This window comes from Arthrobacter sp. NA-172 (genome assembly GCF_043952055.1).
GTDB lineage: Bacteria > Actinomycetota > Actinomycetes > Actinomycetales > Micrococcaceae > Arthrobacter.
In genome coordinates this window covers 2,002,118-2,021,835 of the sequence record NZ_JBINOT010000001.1, presented here as the reverse complement: position 1 = coordinate 2,021,835, position 19,718 = coordinate 2,002,118, and the positions used below count along the sequence as shown (strand labels likewise).

Below are 19,718 nucleotides of genomic sequence, written 5' to 3'. Positions count from 1 at the left end.
CGTTAAACGCCCCGAATAAGGGGCATGATCTGTACACAATCTCAGTCCTCCGGGAACTCCGCGCCAAGCGCCGAGAGAACGCCGAATGCCTTGGTCCGGACTTCCTCGTACTCCTCCAGCGGCTTGGAATCCGCAGTAATGGCGCCCCCGACGCCGAGACTCAGTGAGCGGCCGCCGTCGCCGTCGGGACTCATCACCAAAGTCCGGATCACGACGGCGAGGTCCGCGGCCGCGTTGAGCGAGAAGTAGCCGATGGCACCTGAGTAGACCCCGCGCGGCCCGGATTCCAACCCATCGAGGATGTCCATGGTGCTGATTTTCGGGGCGCCTGTCATGGATCCTGCGGGGAACGCAGCCGCCACGGCCTCTGCCCTGGGTGCGCCTGGCCGTAGCTGGGCGTCGATGGTGCTCACCATTTGGTGCACCGTGGCGTAGCTTTCCACCTCGCAGAGCCGGCTGACCGTGACCGAACCAGGCACGGCGAAATGGCTCAGATCGTTGCGGAGCAGGTCCACGATCATGATGTTCTCGGCACGGTCCTTGAGCGAGGACTCAAGGCCACGCCGCAGGGCCTCGTCGATGACGGGATCGTTGGCCCGGCCCCTGGTGCCCTTGATCGGCTCGGCCCGCATGCCGCCGTCGGAGGTGATCCGCAGGAAACGCTCCGGCGAGGTGCTGGCAACGGTCAGCTCGCCGAACCGCAGGTAGCTCGCGAACGGTGCGGGGTTGCGGTGGCGCAGAGCGAGGTAGCTCTCCCACGGGTCCAGCCCGGGATCCTCGGCGCTCACGGTGGTGGTCAGGCAGACCTCGTAGGTGTTGCCCTCGGCGATCTGGCGCTGGGCGTCGGCGATCTTGCTCTTGTACCCGTCCTCGGTATCCCGGCTCGAAAAGCTCGGAACCGCGCGTGTTTCCGGGGCTTGCAGCGGCTTCCACGAGGAACGGGCGACGGCGCGCCGCACCCGGGTGAGCCACTCGCCGTCGTCGGGGTCCAGGCTGAGGGCCCACACGTGGCCGCTTTGGTGGTCCAGGACCACTGCGCGGCCGGCGAAGATTAATTGGGCATCAGGAGTGTGCGAGTGCACGTTCGAGCCCCCGGTTTCACGCTTGAGCTCATAGCCCAAATAGCCGAGCCAGCCCAAGGTGAACCCGCACTCGTAGCCTTCGGGGGCCCTGACGCTCCGGCGGCCCCACACCGAGTTGAGCCAGCGGAAGAACAGTCCTTCGGCCGCCACGGATGCCTGGCCTGCCGTGATGGTGGTGATGGCGTCGGCGTGGCTAGCCCACTGCCCGAAGGCCCCTGAATCGTCCGCCATGATGCTGAAGCGGCGGCGATCCGCGCCGGGAGCCGGATTGTCGCCCGAAGCGTTGGAAGAATCGAGCCACACGGCCCGCGGGGAATCACCGTAGAGCTCGGCGAACAGGGCAGCCGGATCCGGAACGATTCCTTCATGGTGTTCGTAGCTCAGGCTCAATCCGCGGCGGCCCGAAAGCTCGGGGGCCAGCACGGGAGAGAGCGAAGGGAGGTAGTTCAGCACCTGCAGGACGTCATCCGGGGCATTCCCATCGGCCCGGTTCAGGACCCTGACATCGGTGTGTTCGAGGACGTCATCGGTCTCCAGCCACTCGTCTTCCTGGGCCGCCCAGCTGTCCCAAAACGGTTCGTAGCTGCTGCCATCCCGGGCCAGGGCGCGGTGCCGGCGTTCGCCGTCGGGTGCGTCCACCCAGACCACGGCGTCCAGCATGGGCCGTGCGTCGCTCGCCGCGGCTCCGACCCCCTCGACAATGACGATCTCGGCAGGCAGCGTCACATGGCTGCGGCCGTCGTAATGGTTCTCCCAGTCCCAGCTGACCCACTCCGCGGCGTCACCGTTGCGGAGCGAAGCCAGGACAGTGGTGACATAGCGCTCGATGCCCGCGGCGAGCCCGTTCCATCCCGGATAGATGTCCTCGAGATGGAAGAGCGACACTTTGTGATGCATGCGGAGGCGGGCGGCGAGTTCGACGGCGAGGGTGGTCTTTCCGGCGCCGGAGCGGCCATCGACGGCGATGATCACGGGTGCTGGGGTCATGAAATAGAGCGTACCTGCTGTGGGTCGTAGTGCTGCCCGTGCTGTTCGGCGCCAAGCCGTTCCGCCGCAAGGACCGCCCGGGTGTGGGCGACGATCCCGGGAACAGCCGCGCGAATGAGGTCCCAGGCGACGTCGAAATCATGGTGGCCGCCGTACCAGGGGTCCTCGATGCCCAGGTCCAGGGTGCTGCGGCCCGTTACGGACGGGTCGAAACTGCGCAGCATCCGGATTTTGGCGAGCGTTTGGGAGTCCGGGGCGGCCTCGTGCAGCCAGCCGTAATGGTCCACGTCGAGAGCCAGGATCAAGTCCCGTTCCCGGAACCATTCCGGCCGCCAGCTTCGGGCAACGTGTTTCTCGGAGTGGATCCGGTGCGTCGAAAGCACCCGGGCCGCACGGGGATCGATGGGGTGCCCGGCCTCGTATGCCGTGGTTCCCGCGGAGTCCACAACAACCGCTCCGCCCAGCCCTCCGGCGTCGAACGCTTCGGTCAACATCAGCTCCGCCATGGGCGAGCGGCAGATGTTTCCCGTGCAGACGGTGATGATGCGGTATGGGCTCGACGCTGAGTACATGGAGCAAGCATGGGGGATGCCACCCCGTCTTGGCTAGTCAAAAATGGCTGCGGTTTACAGATTTTGTAAAGTCGCTGGCGGAGGCGTAAAAGCACCGCCTGAATCAGGAAATCCGCAAAAGCTCCAGGACTTCCCCAGCGCCGGGGTAGGCCGCCTGGGTCCCCTTCTTGGTGGTGGCGAGCGCTGCCGCAACCGAGGCGAACGCGGCGGCCTCGGCCAAGGTTTCGCCTGCAGCAAGGCGGGCGGCGACGGCCCCGGTGAAGGCGTCCCCAGCGCCGGTGGTGTCTACTGCGTTGACCTTGGTGGGTGCGATCCGTGAGATCTGTTCCCCGGGGGCGGCAAGCGAATCCAGGACCACCGAGCCGTGGGAGCCGAGGGTAACCAGTACCCGCTCCAGCCCCCGCTCGGCGAATTGGGCCCGGACCGGTTCCCAGGCGATTGCTGGCGCGCCGGGGTGCGGCGTCTCGGCGTCGCCCAGGAACATCGAAGCTTCGTGGGCGTTGACCAGCAGGACATCGCTCAGGTTGGCCAGGCTTTGCGGGATCTCGGCGTACGGCGAGAGGTTCAACAGGACTGTTGCACCGGCGTCGTGCGCGGTTTTGGCGGCCGCCTCAACAGTCTCGAGGGCCACCTCCAGGCAGAGGCAGAGCACCGCGGCGTCGTCGAAGGCGTCCGCCGACACGTCCGCCGGAGCGAGCGTCCCGTTGGCTCCGGCCGAAATGATGATGTTGTTCTCCCCGTGGGCGTCCACAGCGATCACCGCGACGCCGGTGGCCACCTCCGCGGAACGGCGGACGCGCGAAACGTCCACGCCGGCACCTTCCGTGGAAGCCAGGAGCATAGCCCCGTTGGGATCATCCCCGACCGCACCGATGAGGGTCACCGTGCCCCCCAGCTTGCTTGCCGCGACGGCCTGGTTGGCGCTCTTCCCTCCCGGATTGACCGCGAAACCGTTGCCGTGGACGGTTTCGCCGGGAAGCGGGAGCCGCTCGCAATAGATGGTCAGGTCCGCGTTCAAGGACCCGACGACGACGATCCGCGAGGTCACTTTTCAACCTCGGCTTCGAGGGGCTTCGGGATGAGCATCGACGCCGCGAAGGCGGCAACCGTGATGGCCAGGCCGACGACGACGACCGTCAAGTAAGAGGCTTTGGCGTCGCCGAGGGCGGAGGTCGCCACGAGCACGGCCGGCAGCGCCAGGAAGCTCAGGCCAGCGCCCAGGTTGAATGCGCCGGCGTTCATGCCGGGCAGGAAACCGGGATTTCCGGCGGGGGAGAGGACAACGCCGAGTCCGTTGAGCATGATGTTGACCGTACCGGCGTACATGATGCCGAGCAAGGCCGTTCCTACAATCATGAGGGGCAGGCTGCTGAGGCCGAAGAACGCGATAATGGCCAGCGCCGCGATGCTACCCACCATGCCGATGCGCAGGACCTTGGTGTAGCCGAGCACCGGAGCGAGCCGGCCGCTGATGGGTCCAAAAACCCAGCCGAGGAGGGCATACGGCGTAAGGATCATGAGCGACATCTCGGTGGGGCCAACGCCGAATCCCGGAGCCGCGGCCTGGACGTAGGCGGGAACGATGCCGTTGATGACTGCGAAGATGCCGGTCATGGCGAGGGTGGTGGTCAGCAGTGGTGCCCACGTGGAACGCTGCCGAAGGTGGATGGTTTCCACCATCGGCGACTTGGAGCGCTTTTCCACCGTCCAGAACGCTGCGAATGCGGCAGCGGCGACGACGATCAGGCCGATGGCCAGCATCAGTGTGCCGGAAGAGAAGGCGCCAACAAGCTTGGAACCCTCGTTGAGGGCAGTCAGCAACGCGCCCACTGCGATCACGATGAAGAATACGCCGAGCCAGTCCATGGTGGTGCCGGCGGCGGGCTTGGTCTCGCCGGCCAGGAGGGCCACCAAGGCCGTGGCCACGACTGCCAGGGCAACCATGAGCCAGAAGATGCTGCGGAAGCCGAAGTGCTCGGCAAAGTAGCCACCCACGAAGGAATCGACGCCGGCGACGCCGCCGTTGACTGCCGTGATGAGGCCCATCAGGGCGCCGTACTTGCGCGGATTGTCGACGGCGGATCGCAGCATGATCAGGGCCAGCGGCACGGTGGGGCCGCTGACGCCCTGGATGATGCGGCCCACGAAGAGCCACGTGACATCCGGGGCCATCGCTGCGATGACCGAGCCGACGGCCATCAGGACCATCATGCCAACGAGGATCTTCTTGCGTCCGACGATGTCGCTCAGGCGCGGAAGGAAGAGCGAGAACAGAGCGGCCGCTGTGAAGAACCAGGTCTGCGAGAGGCCGATGACTGCCTGGTCGGTGTGGAGCTCGTTGCCCATGGTGACCAGGGCCGGGCTGAGCATGGAAGCGTTGAGCTGGAACGCCACGCAGGCGGCCAGCAGGGCGACCATGAGGGCCGTGATGTTGCCCCGGGTGGTCTTGGTTCCGTTGATGAGGGTGGTCATTTACTTGGCCTCTTCTGCGATGCTGCCGACAGCGATGGCGGCGAGTTCTGCGGCGGCGGGTTCTGAGGTGATCGGTTCTGTGGTGGTCGGTTCGCCGATGCGGACAAGCGCGTCGGTGACGAGGTTCCAGAACTTCTCGTGGTCGAGGTCGACTGCCACCGAGGTGTTGCAGTCAGCCGGTGCGGGGGCGCGGAAGTCAGCCACGGTCATGCCTAGGGTGAGCCTGCCCTGGAGCTCGATGTCGACCGGGACCTTGCGGGTGGTCATCACCGTGGGATCGATGACGTAGGCCACCGCACAGGGATCGTGGACCGGGGGATAGTCGAAACCCTGGGCGTCCTTGTAGGCCTTGGTGAAGAACTCCATCAATTCCATGACGAACTTGGCCGGCTTGGTGCCCACGGCGGCGATCTTCTCCACAACCTCCGGGGTGGCCAGGGCCTGGTGCGTCAGGTCGAGGCCCACCATCAACACAGGCCACTTTTCGTTGAAGACGATGTGTGCAGCCTCGGGGTCGATGATGATGTTGAATTCGGCCACCGCGCTCCAGTTGCCCACGTGGTAGCCACCGCCCATCAGGACTACTTCCTTGACGCGGTCAACGATGCGCGGCTCCTTGCGGGCCGCCATGGCGATGTTGGTGAGTCCCGCGGTAGGGACAAGGGTCACGGTGCCCGGATCGTGCGCCATGATCGTTTCAATGATGAGGTCGACGGCGTGGCGCGGGTCCAGCTGGATGGCTGACTGGGGCTGCTCGGGGCCATCCATGCCGGTTTCGCCGTGGATATCCGGCGCAGTTTCGATCGTGCGCACCAGCGGGCGGTCACAGCCGGCGGCGAAGGGAACACCCGCGATCCCCGCGATGGTGCCTACCGACAAGGCATTGCGGGTGACTTTTTCGAGGGTCTGGTTGCCAACCACGGTAGTGACGGCGAGCAGTTCGATGTCCGGGTTGCCGTGGGCCAGCAGAAGGGCAACGGCGTCGTCATGCCCGGGGTCGCAATCCAGGATGATCTTCTTGCGTTCACGGGTCATGGTGTTGGGGTCCATGTTCATCTCCACGTCATTGGGGCCTGCAAATGCAGGGTGTTAAAGCATTCAGGGGAATTCTGGCACCGACTTGTGCCTCACGTCAAACGCTTAACGCGAATTGCGTCAAGCGCTTGATGCCATGCGGCGCGGGAAATGGCTGGTTCGGGCTACGATCGAGGTATGGAATCCGCGGAACGAGTGCAACAGGCCCCTGGCCGCACGCAGCGCGTGACCGCGGCGATGGTCGCCTCCCTGGCAGGCGTCTCCACTGCGACGGTTTCGCTGGTGGCCAATGGGAAAACCCAAGGCCGGGTGTCCGAGGACAACATTTCGCGCGTCCGCCAAGCCATTGCCGAACTCGGCTACGTGGTGGACGGCATCGGCAGTTCCCTGGCCAAAGGTGTGAGCTCGATTGTGATCCTTGTGGCGCCGGATATTTCCAACCCATTTTTCGCCAAAGTCATCGCCGGGGTCCGGGAATCGCTCGGATCCGAATACCAGCTGTTGCTCTCCGTGACCGATGCCGGCGAATTCCCGCGCGCAGACGACGTCCGGAAGCTCCTGGCCCTTCGCCCTGCCGGCCTGCTGGTTGACGCACCCAATGCAGGATTCCTGGAGGAGCTGTCCGTCGCCGGGCCGCTGGTCCTCCTTGATGCCCCGGGCCTTGAGTCTTACGCCCCGTCCGTCAACCTCGATGTTGCCCATGGTGCCCGTCAACTGGCTGCGCATCTTGCGGCCTCCGGGCACCAACGCGTGGCCTACGTGGACAGTGTGACCGGCACAGCAACGTTCGAAGTGCGCCGGGCCGCGTTCCTGGACGAGGCAAGATCCTGCGGCATTTCCGTGGCGGACCACCACATGATCAGTACAACCATCGACGTCGGTGCAGCCGCGGCTGCCTTCGCCGCCGTCTGGCCGGCTTGGCAACGGGCCGGGGTGACCGCCGTCGTCTGCGGAACAGACACGCACGCCTACGGAGTGCTGCAGGAAGCCCGCGTGGCCGGTGTCCGGATTCCGGAGGAACTGGCTGTGGCCGGCTTCGATGATCTGCCGTACTCAGCCACAAGCAACCCGAGCCTGACCAGCGTGCATTTGCCCGCCACCCCGCTGGGACTCAAGGCTGGCGAACAGCTACGGGGACTGATGGAAGGCCGTGAGCTGGAGCAGCCGCAGCTGACGCTGGAGAGCTCGTTGATGGTGCGGGGTTCGACTGCTCAAGGCTAACCGGCGCCGGGTGCCTGGTGTCATTTGCTCCGGTTAGTGGATGGTAGCGAGCAGGACACCTACCGACATAAACAGGACACCGAAGGTGCGGTTGAGGACTTTCTGTCCGTGCTCGTTGTGGGTGAATCGCTGGAATGAACGGGCTGCCAGTGCAAAGAAGAACCACATGACACAGATGTCGATGAAAACGATTGTCGCGCTGAGGATCAGGTATTGCGGGATCAGCGGCTGCTCCGGGCGGATGAACTGCGGCATGAAAGCCAGGAAGAAGACAATCGCCTTGGGGTTGAGCAAATTGACCCAAATTCCGCGCTGGAACATGGACCATCCCGGTTCGTTCCGCCGGGACTCTACTTTTTCCTTGTTCAGGTCCGGCCGGTGCAGGAACTGGCGTATGCCCATGTACACCAGATATGCGGCACCCGTGTAACGGATCACGTTGAAGATCACGGGTGAGCTGGAGACCAGGACCCCCACCCCGAGGGCCACGATCACAATGTGGATGATCAGCGCCGCCTGCTGTCCCAACACTCCCCAGATGGAGCGGCGGAATCCAGAGTTGAGCGAATTGCTCATGGTGGAGATGGCGCCCGCGCCGGGAGTGAAGCTGATCAGGGCGCCGGCGCCTACCAGGGCCAGCCAAAGGGAAATTTGCACCAATCCAGCTTATGCCCGCGGGAGGCGATGCCCGGACGGGCAGTTACCAGAGCGTCTCCACCAACGGGAAGCTATGGAATTCCTGATCGGCCGTGATCACCACCATCGATTCCACGATGGCTTGCGAAGCGATCAGCCTGTCGAAGGGATCCCGATGCACCCAATCGAGGTGCCCGGCCGCAAGCGCATGCACGCTCCGGATGGGCAGTTCCTCGTTGCATAGCTCGGCGACGTGATGGGCATAGCCCAGAAGCAGCCCGTCCAAGCCGGGGAGCTTACCCAGCTTGTGCTTGTAGCCGATCTCGTAAGCACTGGCAGATGATGCCACGAGACGGTTATCGAATGACTGGATTGCACGTCGCGCCTTGGGTGAGAGCTTCCGGGGTTCCGTCAGGGCCCAGATCAGGGCATGCGTGTCGAGGAGATAAGCGGTGCTTCCCACAGCGCAAGTTCCTCCTCATCCATAGGCTCTAGGAAATTATCCGGAAGTTGTCCCCTGACGAATCCAAGGCGGCGCTTGGTGGGCCGCTCAATCATGACGAGCCGCGCAACCGGCCTGCCGGCTTTGGCGATAACCACGTCTTCGCCCCGTTCAACCATCTGCAGAAGTTCAGAAAGCCGGGTTTTTGCCTCCTGGACGTTGTACTGTCCCATGTTGACCAAGTCTAGTTGGTCAACCTCTGGAGGGTGAAGGGCCGTCGGGAATTTCTTACCCTCCCGATGCCCGGAACCTAGCCGCATTTACCGTACTTTGAATGCACCCAATGGGTCATGGTGCTCGGAAGGTCCTCCTCGTGATACTGGTCAAAGTAGGAATGCGGTCCCGCTGACATATAGCCGCTTTCATCCAGCCCAAAGTGGCCGATCATGCGAAAGCCCCGCGCTGCCGCGGCTTTTTCGAGCCTCTTCGCTTCCATGATGATTGGCTGGTGCTCGAAGCAGTATTCTTCTGTCCAGATCCCGGCGTGTGCGATTGCAAAGAACTTGGTGCCCTCAAGTTCCAGGTGTTCCAGGACGGCGTCGTGGAATGGTTCCAGACTGCCTTCAAAGGTCTCCGTGACAACCCGGATGCTTTGCAGCTGCATCTCGGCGTCGAGGCCGGTCACTACGAGTCTTGGGTAGAGTTTTTCTTCTTGGACGATGAGCGGGCGGGCGAGGAGCTCGAGGTCAAAGCCTGCTTGAATGATCATGGTTTGAGGCTATTCACCGCGGCAGTCCGCTGACAGAGGTCATTGTGCCTATGTGGAAAACTTGCCGAGATTGGCCGCCTTCACCAGCAGGTACTGCTGCTCGGGCAGGCTCCGGGTCTTCCTGGCGGCGGCAAGAAAGGACTCCCGGGCTTGCGCGGGATTCCCGGACATTTCGAGCAGGTGCCCGCGGACGGCGTCGAGCCTGTGCCCCTGTCCCAGCTCGGATTCCAATCCTTCCAACTGATCAAGGGCGGCGCGCGGGCCTTCCACCATCGCGACGGCGACGGCCCGGTTGAGTGTCACCACAGGGCTGGGGGCCACGGCTTCGAGAACCGTGTACAAAGCGAGGATCTGCGGCCAGTCGGTCTTCTCGGCGGAGGCCGCCTCGGCGTGAACCGCCGCGATGGCTGCCTGCAACTGATAGGGCCCCGGACGGCCAACACCCAGCACGGACGGCAAGAGTTTCAATCCTTCGGCGATCTGCGCTGCGTCCCACAGCCCGCGATCCTGCTCAGCGAGGGGCACCAGCCTCCCGTCCGGCAGTGACCGGGCCCGGCGTCGCCCGTCAGTGAGGAGCATGAGGGCTAGCAGCCCGCCCACCGCATGCTCCTCAGGGAGCAGCCCCCAAAGGAGCCGCGTGAGGCGGATCGCCTCGGTTGTCAGGTCTTCGCGCCGCATGGATGGGCCGGAACTTGCGGCGTAGCCTTCGTTGAAGATCAGGTAAAGGACATGGAGTACGACGCCGAGCCGGGCCTTGCGCTCTGAGGCCTCCGGCATCTCGAAGCGGGCTCCGGCCTTTCGGATGCCCTGCTTCGCCCTGCTGATCCTCTGGCCCATGGTGGCTTCCGGGACCAAGAAGGCGCTGGCGATTTCCGCCGTCGTGAGTCCTCCGATCGCCCTTAATGTCAGTGCGAGCTGCGAGGGTGCTGAGAGCGCTGGGTGGCAGCACAGGAAAAGGAGGGCGAGGGTATCTTCTGCAAACCCGCCAGCGCCGTCGTCGGCATCTGAAACGGGGCCTCCGGCGTCGTCTCCGGGCGGCGGCGGTTCCAAGGCAACGGCGCGTTCTTCGCGCGCCTGCCGGGCACTTTCGCTGCGCCAGTGGTCCACCAAGCGACGCGAGGCGACGGTGAAAAGCCACGCCCTCGGGTTGTCCGGAATGCCGGACCCAGGCCACCGCAATGCTGCCTCGAGCAACGCCTCCTGCACGGCGTCCTCGCACTCGGCGAACTGGCCGTGCCTGCGTGTGAGCATGCCGAGGACCTGCGGCGCGAGCGTGCGCAGCCGGTCCTCAAGCACGGTGTCCCCGGAAGGCTCGGCCAAGCGCTAGACCTCCGGCGGCTCGTCCTGCACGCGGCGGAGCTCCACAACAGGCGCGTACTTCACAATGCTTGAGCAGATTTCCACTGCCCGTTCCTCGCTGGCCACGTCCACCACCCAGTAGCCAATGAGGGATTCCTTGGCTTCAGCGAACGGTCCGTCGGTGGTGATGACCCCGCTGTCCGACTGCTTGACCAGCTTCGCGGTGCTGGCGTCTGCCAGGCCGGCGTTGAAGACCATCTCGCCGGAATCGCGGAGATCCTTGTCGATCTGGATCATGAAACCGATCATTTCCTTGATCCATTCGGGATCGGCCACTTCCATCATGCCCTCGGCCGAACCAAACATCATGATCATGTATTTCATCTCGAACTCCTTATCAGGGCGCTCCGTGTGGGCGCTTTCGTTGATGGGTCGGAACTGCTGGCGGGTTTTCGACATGGGTTGGCGGATATTCTCAAGGAATTTTGGCGGGCCGCTACGCCCGCGCTATGACCTCCCCGTTCGGGATCAGGAAGTAGCCATCATCCGTGGAGCCCCAACGGTGCCAACCGGCGGCGATCCGGGCCAGATCTGCCTCGTTCGCAAGGCCGTATTCCAGCGCCTGCTCGGCAAAGGCGGAGTGCAGGACGCGCTCGCTCCAGACCCGCGACTGCCAGCGGCGCTGCTGCGCGGTGGCGTACAGCCAGTTGCTGCTGGAGGGCGCGACGTCGGTGAAGCCCGCCTCCTGTGCCCATGAGACGAGCCGCCGCCCGGCGTCGGGCTCTGCTCCGTTGCGTCGGGCGATCTTCTGGTACAGATCCATCCAGTCGTCCAGCTCGCGGACTTCCGGGTACCAGCTCATGCCATGGAAGTCGGCGTCGCGTACGGCCACGATGGCTCCGGGCTTGGCTACCCGCCGCATTTCGCGCAATGCTGCCACGGGGTCGGTCAGGTGCTGCAGGACTTGGTGTGCGTGGACGAGGTCGAAGCTCTCGTCTTCGAAGTCCAGATCGTAGATGTTGCCGGTGACGAATTCCACGTTTTCCACGCCACGCTCCGACGCCAACGAGGTTGCCTGCGCCACAATCTCAGCGGAGCGGTCGAGCCCGACTACTTTCGCGGGAGCCACCAGTTCCGCGAAGTCGCAGGTGATGCTCCCAGGTCCGCATCCGACGTCGAGCACTGATGTCCCGGCGGTGAGATGCGGGAGAACAAAGGAGGCAGAATTCTCGGCTGTCCGGGAGGCGTGGGCGCGTACCACCGACTCGTGGTGGCCGTGCGTGTAGACGTCTTCTGGCATCTGCTCGTTCATACGGAAACGCTACCCCCGCGGAGCCGATACGCGGCCAGGAACGTGGCAATCCTTCGTACGGCCTCCTCGATCTCCCGGACGGAAGGCAGGATGACGAAGCGGAAGTGGTCCGGGGTTGGCCAGTTGAACGCGGAGCCGTGGGAGACCAGGATTTTCTGGTCCTGCAGCAGGTCGAGGACGAATTTCTCGTCGCTCGCGATCGGGTAGACCTCCGGATCCAGGCGCGGGAACAAGTACATGGCGCCGGCTGCTGGAACGCAACTCACCCCGGGAATCGCAGTCAGGAGCTTTAAGGCGAGGTCCCGTTGTTCGCGGAGCCGGCCGCCTGGCCTGATGAGTTCCTCGATGCTTTGGTAGCCGCCGAGGCAGGTCTGGATGGCGTGCTGCGCAGGAACATTCGAGCACAGTCGAAGGGAGGCCAGCAGCTCCAAGGCTTCGCGGTATTCAGCCGTGGCCGCGTGTGGACCGGTCACTGCGACCCATCCCGCGCGGTATCCCGGCATCCGATACGCCTTGGAGAGGCCGCTGAAGGTCAGGACGCAGATATCGTCTGCCACCGACGCCGTGTGGATGTGCTGGGCGTCCTCGTAGCGGATTTTCTCGTAGATCTCGTCGGAGAACAGGACGAGATCGTGTTTCCGGGCCAGGGCCGCGAACTGCTCCAGGACGTGGCGAGGATATACCGCACCAGTGGGGTTGTTCGGGTTGATGATGACGATGGCCTTGGTGCGCTTGGTGATTTTGGCTTCGACGTCGGACATGTCCGGCCACCAATTCTGGCCCTCGTCGCAAAGGTAGTGCACCGGCTTGCCGCCCGTGAGGGTCACCGTGGCCGTCCACAGTGGATAGTCCGGCGCGGGGATGAGCACCTCGTCGCCGTTTTCCAGGAACGCCTGCAGCGTCATGGAAATCAGTTCACTGACCCCGTTGCCGATGAAGATATCCTCGACGCCGATATTCATCAGGTTCTTGGTCTGGTAGTACTGCGAAATCGCAGTCCGCGCAGTGAAGATGCCTTTGGAATCGCTGTACCCCTGGGCGCCGCGGAGGTGGTGGATCATGTCCACCACCACGGACTCCGGCGCCTCAAGTCCGAAGGGTGCGGTGTCCCCAAGATTCATCTTGAGAATGCGGTGCCCTTCGGCCTCCATGGTCTTGGCCGCTTGGAGGATGGGCCCACGGAGTTCGTAACGGACGTTTTGTAGTTTGCTGGAGTGCTGCATCGGACGCATGGTTGATCATTTCATGTCCGGCGCCCTGCCGCCCGTGATGACGTAGTGCTTCACTCCCACCTGATGATGACAGGCAGGCTGCTCGTGTTGGCCGGGACTTCACGTTCAGTGCCGCGGACCGCTACGACAAAGTGCTGGACCTCGTCTGCCGAGGCCAGGACTTCGAAGTGGCCGGTGGGGTCGCTCACCACGGCGGTAGCTGACGAATGCGCCCGGATGTACGCATCGGGGATGCCCTTGTTGTGCACGTCGACCAGGCGGCCGTGAATGCGGCGGGGCACCGTGGTGGTTGCAATGGGAGGTTCAGTGGCATGCGGGTCCGAAGGTTCTTCGAGGCGGATTCCCACGGGAATGCGGATCAGGAAGCCGAGGCCTTGACGGATGCCCGCATCGTATTCGTCCGGCTCGAATTCGCCGCTTGAAACCACTGAGTACTGGCTGTTGTGCTCGACGGCCAGGAGGAGCTTCTCCATGTTGTCCAGTTGCGTCGGGCCGTGGCATTCCACAGCCACCTTGAGTTCAAGGTCCAGCAGGGGAACGTCCCGCCGGGAGCGGCCCACCCTGTTTACCGCGACGGCGTGAACGGTGACAGCGGCATGGGTGGACGGGTCAGTAGGTGGTTCGGAATTGTCGTCGAAGCGGACCCGCTCCGGCAAAACGGCGTCGGAGAGTATCCCCAGGAGCTCGGTCAACGATGATCGCACAACACCCACGGTGACACCCCGCTCCACAAAGTGGTCCAGCATGGCCGATGAGCACTACGTTACTCCCGCAGTGGCCTGTGAGTCACCGGGATTCCGGACTAACTCCATTCGATGGTTCGCCGAATGAACGAGGCTCAGCGCGCAACCGCAAGTTCCTAATCCCGCCACCAGGAGACCGTTGCCGCCATCGCATCCGGTAGCGGTGTCGGTTCGAGCCCGAGCTTGGCCTGGCTCGCCGTCGAATCCATCACGAACGGCCGCTCGAACTGGTACAGCATCTCGGCCAACTCCCGCATATCCGTCGAAAACAGGCCCAGCGTCCGGAGCAGCCAGCCTGGTACCACGCTCAGTTTCGGGTCCGGAACGCCGGCGGACCGGGCGAAGTTTCCCGCGATTTCCCGCATTGTCATGGCCGGTCCTGTCGGGGCATGCAGCACCGAATTCCAGAGTTCAGGCTGTTGCGCGGCGGCGATCATGGCGGCCGCGAGATCCGGGACGTAGGTGAAGGAATGGGGCTGATCAGCGCTTCCGAGGGCCCTGGACCGTTTTGCCCTTGAGAACCAGGGGGACCATGCGCTCGCCGGCGTGGGCCAGGCGCGCCCGTGGCCCGAAGAAATCCCCTGACACCACGCTGACAGTATTCGCGCGGTGGGCATGCCGCGCTTTCAGGAGCGCGGAACGGATCCCCCGCTTGCCCCCCACTGCCTCACGCGGGCTGCTTTCCGTGATGGTCTTGTCCGGTTCACTATATGAGTACAAGCTTTCCGGGAAGACGACGACGGCGCCCGACTCCGCTGCTGCGTCCATCACCACTTGCTCGGCTCCTGGAAGCTCGGCGGCCCAGGCCTTGGCTCGGTAGGCGGAGCCGTGGATGCAGTGGAAGACGGCCGAGGCGCCGTCGAACGCTAACCCGAGTTGCGCCGGGTCCGAGACGTCCACGCGCAACTTCTCGATGAGCGGGTGGTCCGGGCCGCCGCCGGAACGAGTCAGGATGCGCACTCGCTCGCCCCCATTCGCAAGTTGTTCGGCGACGGTCCATCCAACGGGGCCTGCTCCAGTGACGACGTACATGGTGGTGCTCGCTTTCTACTATTGAATGATTTCGTATTGAATGATTTCGAGAGCAGTGCTCTCTGAATTCAGAATGAACCTTCTTGGGCTGAAAGTCAAGAGCACTGCTTGCATTTGTTGACGGTGCTCTCATTTGTGGGCATGCTGGATGAATGAACCCGCCTCCCGCCGCACCGGCCAAGCAATCGACACCCCGCGAGCGCGCCCGGGCCCAAACCGTGGCGGACATCATCCGGTTGGGCCGGCAGCACCTTGCGCTGCATGGGGCAGCAGGCTTGTCCCTGCGGGCTGTCGCACGGGATCTTGGTGTGGTGTCCTCGGCCGTCTACCGCTATGTGGAGAGTCGCGACGAACTGTTGACCCTCCTGTTGATTGACGCTTACGGCGAGTTGGGCGACGAAGTCGATGCCGCCGTCGACGTCCTCCCTGAAGAGGATTACCGGGGCCGGTTCCTGGCGCTCGGGCGGGCCGTTCGTCGGTGGGCCCTTCGCGAGCCGGCCAGTTATGCCCTCCTTTTCGGCAGTCCGGTGCCCGGATACCAAGCACCTGCCGAGCGCACCACGGAACCCGGAACGCGCGTGATCTACCGGATGGTGGGGATCTTCGACGCCGCCCACCGCGCAGGCGCCCTGGCCGCCGAAGTGGCGCCCGACGTCGTTGTTCCTCCTGCCCTCGGCGCGGACCTCGAGACCATCCGCGCCGGACTGGGCCTGGCAGTTCACGGGCCGGTTTTGGCGAAGGGGGTCCTGGTGTGGACGTCGGTTTTCGGCGCAATCAGCTTCGAGGTTTTCGGCCAGTACGGTGCCGATACCTTCGCCGCCCGCAACGAGCTTTTTGAGCATCAGCTCGCGGTCCTGATGGGGATCGTGGGGTTGTAGCCGCCAAAGCTGCAACGGGTGGGAGGTACATTTACTGCATGGCTCGTGGACTTGCTGACATCGGCGCGGAAGGCGTTTTGCTCGCCGGAGCAGGCCGCGCCATCCTGATGCAGATCTCCAACCCGGCAGTGGGCCACGGCGTCGCGGAGCACAGCAATTTCGCCGAACGGCCGCTGGACCGGCTCCGAGCCACCATGACGTACGTCTATGCCGTGGTCTACGGTTCGGAGGAGCAATTGGCCGCGGTCCGGCGTGCCGTAAACCGTGCACACGCACCTGTTCGCCGCACGGCCGACGACGCCTCGAAAGGCTATAACGCCTTTGATGCGCAATCCCAGCTTTGGGTGGTTGCGACCCTCTATGACACGGCCGTCACCGTCTATGAAAAGGTCCACGGACCCCTCGACGACGGCACTGCCGATCGCGTCTACAGCGAGTATGCACGGATCGGGACAGCCTTGCAGCTACCCTCCGAGCTCTGGCCCGCCGACCGTGCGGCCTTCGCGAACTATTGGAATGAATCCTTGCAGCACCTGGAACCGGATGCGGCCGCTTTGCGGGTTGCCCGCGACCTCCTTTATCCGAGCAGCGGGCCGCTCCTGTTGCGCCTGGGCATGCCGCTGGCCCGGCTGCTCACGGCCGGATTGCTGCCCGATCAGCTCCGCGAGGGTTTTAAGCTGCCGTGGAATGCCCGGCAGCGCCGCGGTTTTGATGGGACCATGCGCCTGCTGGCCGCGGCTTATCCGAGGCTGCCCCGGAGGGTGAGGCATTGGCCGAAGGACTACTACCTTGGCCGGCTCGGGCCGGGCGCGCTGGGCCCTCATGCGTGAGCCGTCGACATCGCCGGAACGCTGCGGAGTCACCGGAGCGCTCACGCGATCCGGCACTGTTCCCGCGAGTTCGACGTCGGTCCTCAACCCAGGCCACCGCCGTCGTGCGTTTCTCCCACGGCGAAATCACCCGGAAATCCCCGTATTTCCGGGTCTTTAAGGCCATCAAAAGCAAGGCTTGAGCGTACTCGACTCAACTTTGGGTTGACTTTGATCGCGCCCTGAGTACAGTTGAGTGCAGAACGCTCAACTAGCCGAAGGTTGAGTGGTCCGGCTCCGGAGCCCCCGCGGCTTCCAGCAGGTGAATCTCGATCGTCGGCCATTGAAAGGAAGCAACATATGTCACGCGCTGTAGGTATCGACCTCGGAACAACCAACTCCGTCGTCTCTGTTCTCGAAGGTGGCGAGCCCACCGTCATTGCCAACGCCGAGGGTGGCCGCACCACGCCGTCGGTAGTTGCATTCTCCAAGTCCGGTGAAGTCCTGGTGGGCGAAATCGCCAAGCGCCAGGCCGTCAACAACATCGACCGCACCATCGCTTCCGTGAAGCGCCACATGGGCACCGACTGGACGGTCGCCATTGACGACAAGAAGTACACCGCGCAGGAAATCTCCGCGCGTATCCTCATGAAGCTGAAGAACGACGCCGAGTCCTACCTCGGCGAAAAGGTCACGGACGCTGTTATCACCGTCCCAGCCTACTTCAACGACGCTGAGCGCCAGGCCACCAAGGAAGCCGGCGAAATCGCAGGCCTCAACGTCCTCCGCATCGTGAACGAGCCCACCGCGGCTGCACTCGCCTACGGCCTGGACAAGGGCAAGGAAGACGAGCTCATCCTGGTCTTCGACCTTGGCGGCGGTACCTTCGACGTCTCCCTGCTGGAAGTCGGCAAGGACGAAGACGGCTTCTCCACCATCCAGGTGCCCGCGCCACTGCCGGTGACAACCGCCTCGGCGGCGACGACTGGGACCAGCGCGTTGTTGACTACCTGCTGAACCAGCTCAAGGTCAAGGGCATCGACCTTTCCAAGGACAAGATCGCCCTGCAGCGTCTGCGCGAGGCTTCGGAGCAGGCCAAGAAGGAACTCTCCTCCTCCACCAGCACCAACGTTTCCCTCCAGTACCTCTCCGTCACCCCCGACGGCCCGGTCCACTTGGACGAGCAGCTGACCCGTGCCAAGTTCCAGGACCTCACCAAGGACCTGCTGGAGCGCACCAAGAAGCCGTTCCACGACGTCATTTCCGAAGCCGGCATCAAGCTCTCCGAGATCGACCACATCGTGCTGGTGGGCGGTTCTACCCGTATGCCCGCCGTCTACGATCTCGTCAAGGAACTCGCCGGCGGCAAGGAACCCAACAAGGGCGTCAACCCGGATGAAGTTGTTGCCGTTGGCGCGGCACTGCAGGCCGGTGTGTTGAAGGGTGAGCGCAAGGACGTTCTCCTGATCGACGTCACCCCGCTTTCCCTCGGTATCGAAACCAAGGGCGGCATCATGACGCACCTGATCGAGCGCAACACAGCCATCCCCACCAAGCGTTCCGAGACCTTCACCACTGCTGACGACAACCAGCCGTCCGTGGCCATCCAGGTCTTCCAGGGCGAGCGTGAATTCACCCGCGACAACAAGCCGCTGGGCACGTTCGAACTGACCGGCATCGCTCCGGCACCGCGCGGCGTTCCCCAGGTTGAGGTCACCTTTGACATCGACGCCAACGGTATTGTCCACGTGTCCGCCAAGGACAAGGGCACCGGCAAGGAGCAGTCGATGACCATCACCGGCGGCACCGCGCTGTCCAAGGAAGACATTGACCGCATGGTCCGTGAAGCCGAGGAGCACGCAGCCGAAGACAAGGCCCGCCGCGAGGCAACCGACACCCGCAACACCGCCGAGCAGCTCGCCTACTCCGTGGACAAGCTCATCGCCGAAAACGACGACAAGCTGCCTGAAGAGGTCAAGACCGAGGTCAAGGCCGACGTCGACGCCCTCAAGAAGGCCCTCGAAGGCACCGATGACGCGGCGGTGAAGACTGCATTCGAGAAGCTGCAGGCCTCACAGTCGAAGCTCGGCGAAGCAATCTACTCGCAGGGCGCTGCAGCTGACCCCGCAGGTGCCGAAGGTGCCGCTGGCGCCCCGACGGGTTCCGCTTCCGCTTCGGCTGAAGAGGACATCGTCGACGCTGAGATCATCGACGAAGACGAAAAGAAGAAGTAACCATGCCTCACCACGGCAACGACGCAGATCACTCACCTTCCAACAACGAGGGCACCGAGCAGGAACGCGCCGGTCAGCAGAAGCCAGTTATTCGGGACAACCGCAAGGTTGATCCGGAAACCGGGGCCGCCCGTCACCCGCAAGGATCGGCAGCTGATTCCAACGCCGCTGCCGCCGAGGGCGATGCCTTGTCCCAGGCTGAGGAAATCCTCAACGGTGTCGAGGTTCCGGCTGAAGAGTCGGTGGCCCCCGGTGCTGCGGCAGAAGCGCAGGCTGCTGAACTCCGCAACGACCTCCTGCGGCTGCAGGCCGAGTACGTCAACTACCGCAAGCGGGTCGAACGCGACCGCGCCGTCGCAGGGGAAATGGCCGTCATCGGCGTCCTGAACTCCCTGTTGCCGGTGCTCGACGACGTCGACGCCGCCCGCCAGCACGGCGACCTCGTGGACGGCCCGTTCGCCGCGATCGCCGCCAAGCTGGAGACCGCGCTGAAGACGTACGGCCTGGAGCGCATCGCGGAAACCGGAGTCGAATTCGACCCCACGATCCACGAAGCCCTCATCCAGCAACCGGGCGAGGACATCGACGTAGATACGGTCAGCCAGGTGCTGCGCTCCGGCTACCGCTCCGGCGACCGCGTGCTGCGTGCGGCACAGGTCATCGTGGCGGTTCCGGCTTAGGTTCTCGCCTCAGTTGTACTCACCGCGCCTTCGCGGATGAGGGGGCCCCGCCCCTACGCGTGGCGGCTCGGTCCTTACAGACCCAAGCCGCCACGCTCCGGCAGCGGATATTGGCCTTCCCAACACTCGCAAGCTCGTGTCGGGGCCCTCGGCCAGATCCTTAGATGCCACTCCCTGGCCCCTCATCCGCGACGGCTCACGCGTTTAGCTCGCCTGAGGCGGGACTCGCCTAAGGTGGGATGAGCGCAGCGTAGCTGGATAGGGGGCCGCGGCGTGGCGGGCA

At 64.0% G+C, this 19,718-nt stretch carries 18 protein-coding genes and 2 pseudogenes; 5 read left to right on the top strand and 15 right to left on the bottom strand.

Annotated features, from left to right (window positions below):
- Window positions 1–41 precede the first annotated feature (41 nt).
- From pabB to ACF0H6_RS09990, 5 genes are all read right to left on the bottom strand, one after another.
- Window positions 42–2,069: an aminodeoxychorismate synthase component I gene (gene pabB / locus ACF0H6_RS10010; protein ID WP_395249467.1), complete on the bottom strand. Its 2,028-nt coding sequence runs from the start codon at window positions 2,067–2,069 to the stop codon at window positions 42–44.
- On the bottom strand, window positions 2,066–2,641 hold the full coding sequence (locus ACF0H6_RS10005) for a low molecular weight protein-tyrosine-phosphatase (RefSeq protein ID WP_395249466.1): 576 nt from the start codon (window positions 2,639–2,641) through the stop codon (window positions 2,066–2,068). Before ACF0H6_RS10005 ends, pabB begins: the two co-directional genes overlap by 4 nt.
- 103 nt (window positions 2,642–2,744) lie before the next feature.
- The gene (locus ACF0H6_RS10000) at window positions 2,745–3,689 is read right to left on the bottom strand and encodes a ribokinase (RefSeq protein ID WP_395249465.1); all 945 of its coding nucleotides are present in this window, start codon (window positions 3,687–3,689) and stop codon (window positions 2,745–2,747) included.
- Complete coding sequence (locus ACF0H6_RS09995; RefSeq protein ID WP_395249464.1) at window positions 3,686–5,113, bottom strand: MFS transporter; 1,428 nt, start codon at window positions 5,111–5,113, stop codon at window positions 3,686–3,688. Before ACF0H6_RS09995 ends, ACF0H6_RS10000 begins: the two co-directional genes overlap by 4 nt.
- The gene (locus ACF0H6_RS09990) at window positions 5,114–6,163 is read right to left on the bottom strand and encodes a nucleoside hydrolase (protein WP_395249463.1); all 1,050 of its coding nucleotides are present in this window, start codon (window positions 6,161–6,163) and stop codon (window positions 5,114–5,116) included.
- Window positions 6,164–6,325: 162 nt separating this feature from the next.
- Between ACF0H6_RS09990 and ACF0H6_RS09985 the strand changes: the two genes are divergently transcribed.
- On the top strand, window positions 6,326–7,369 hold the full coding sequence (locus tag ACF0H6_RS09985; protein WP_395249462.1) for a LacI family DNA-binding transcriptional regulator: 1,044 nt from the start codon (window positions 6,326–6,328) through the stop codon (window positions 7,367–7,369).
- 33 nt (window positions 7,370–7,402) lie between these two features.
- On the opposite strand, the gene ACF0H6_RS09980 is transcribed toward ACF0H6_RS09985, so the two are convergent.
- From ACF0H6_RS09980 to ACF0H6_RS09935, 10 genes and pseudogenes are all read right to left on the bottom strand, one after another.
- Window positions 7,403–8,026 carry a LysE family transporter gene (locus tag ACF0H6_RS09980; RefSeq protein ID WP_395249461.1) on the bottom strand — a complete coding sequence of 208 codons (624 nt, stop codon included), beginning with the start codon at window positions 8,024–8,026 and terminating at the stop codon, window positions 7,403–7,405.
- Window positions 8,027–8,069: 43 nt separating this feature from the next.
- Entirely contained in the window at window positions 8,070–8,468 is a 399-nt protein-coding gene (locus ACF0H6_RS09975; protein WP_395249460.1) for a type II toxin-antitoxin system VapC family toxin, read from the bottom strand.
- Complete coding sequence (locus ACF0H6_RS09970) at window positions 8,429–8,680, bottom strand: type II toxin-antitoxin system Phd/YefM family antitoxin (protein ID WP_395249459.1); 252 nt, start codon at window positions 8,678–8,680, stop codon at window positions 8,429–8,431. The genes ACF0H6_RS09975 and ACF0H6_RS09970 overlap by 40 nt, the downstream gene beginning before the upstream one ends.
- Window positions 8,681–8,757: 77 nt before the next feature.
- Window positions 8,758–9,216 carry a hypothetical protein gene (locus ACF0H6_RS09965; protein WP_395249458.1) on the bottom strand — a complete coding sequence of 153 codons (459 nt, stop codon included), beginning with the start codon at window positions 9,214–9,216 and terminating at the stop codon, window positions 8,758–8,760.
- Window positions 9,217–9,264: 48 nt separating this feature from the next.
- The gene (locus ACF0H6_RS09960) at window positions 9,265–10,467 is read right to left on the bottom strand and encodes an RNA polymerase sigma factor (RefSeq protein ID WP_395249926.1); all 1,203 of its coding nucleotides are present in this window, start codon (window positions 10,465–10,467) and stop codon (window positions 9,265–9,267) included.
- Window positions 10,468–10,539: 72 nt separating this feature from the next.
- Entirely contained in the window at window positions 10,540–10,899 is a 360-nt protein-coding gene (locus ACF0H6_RS09955) for a YciI family protein (RefSeq protein WP_395249457.1), read from the bottom strand.
- A gap of 112 nt (window positions 10,900–11,011) precedes the next feature.
- On the bottom strand, window positions 11,012–11,827 hold the full coding sequence (locus tag ACF0H6_RS09950; RefSeq protein ID WP_395249456.1) for a methyltransferase domain-containing protein: 816 nt from the start codon (window positions 11,825–11,827) through the stop codon (window positions 11,012–11,014).
- Complete coding sequence (locus tag ACF0H6_RS09945; protein ID WP_395249455.1) at window positions 11,824–13,059, bottom strand: pyridoxal phosphate-dependent aminotransferase; 1,236 nt, start codon at window positions 13,057–13,059, stop codon at window positions 11,824–11,826. Before ACF0H6_RS09945 ends, ACF0H6_RS09950 begins: the two co-directional genes overlap by 4 nt.
- A 50-nt stretch (window positions 13,060–13,109) precedes the next feature.
- Window positions 13,110–13,805 carry a hypothetical protein gene (locus ACF0H6_RS09940; protein WP_395249454.1) on the bottom strand — a complete coding sequence of 232 codons (696 nt, stop codon included), beginning with the start codon at window positions 13,803–13,805 and terminating at the stop codon, window positions 13,110–13,112.
- 113 nt (window positions 13,806–13,918) lie between these two features.
- Window positions 13,919–14,834 (bottom strand): annotated as a pseudogene (locus ACF0H6_RS09935) (NAD-dependent epimerase/dehydratase family protein).
- A gap of 152 nt (window positions 14,835–14,986) precedes the next feature.
- Here ACF0H6_RS09935 and ACF0H6_RS09930 point away from each other — a divergent pair.
- The 4 genes and pseudogenes from ACF0H6_RS09930 to ACF0H6_RS09915 all read left to right on the top strand — a co-directional run bounded on the left by ACF0H6_RS09930 (window position 14,987) and on the right by ACF0H6_RS09915 (window position 19,435).
- Window positions 14,987–15,712, top strand: coding sequence for a TetR/AcrR family transcriptional regulator (locus ACF0H6_RS09930; protein WP_395249453.1), 726 nt, complete (start codon window positions 14,987–14,989; stop codon window positions 15,710–15,712).
- Between the two features lie 38 nt (window positions 15,713–15,750).
- Entirely contained in the window at window positions 15,751–16,542 is a 792-nt protein-coding gene (locus tag ACF0H6_RS09925) for an oxygenase MpaB family protein (protein ID WP_395249452.1), read from the top strand.
- 339 nt (window positions 16,543–16,881) lie between these two features.
- Window positions 16,882–18,755, top strand: a pseudogene (gene dnaK / locus ACF0H6_RS09920) (molecular chaperone DnaK).
- Between the two features lie 2 nt (window positions 18,756–18,757).
- A complete protein-coding gene (locus ACF0H6_RS09915) occupies window positions 18,758–19,435 on the top strand; it encodes a nucleotide exchange factor GrpE (protein ID WP_395249451.1) in 678 nt (225 codons plus the stop codon).
- The last annotated feature ends 283 nt before the right edge of the window (window positions 19,436–19,718 follow it).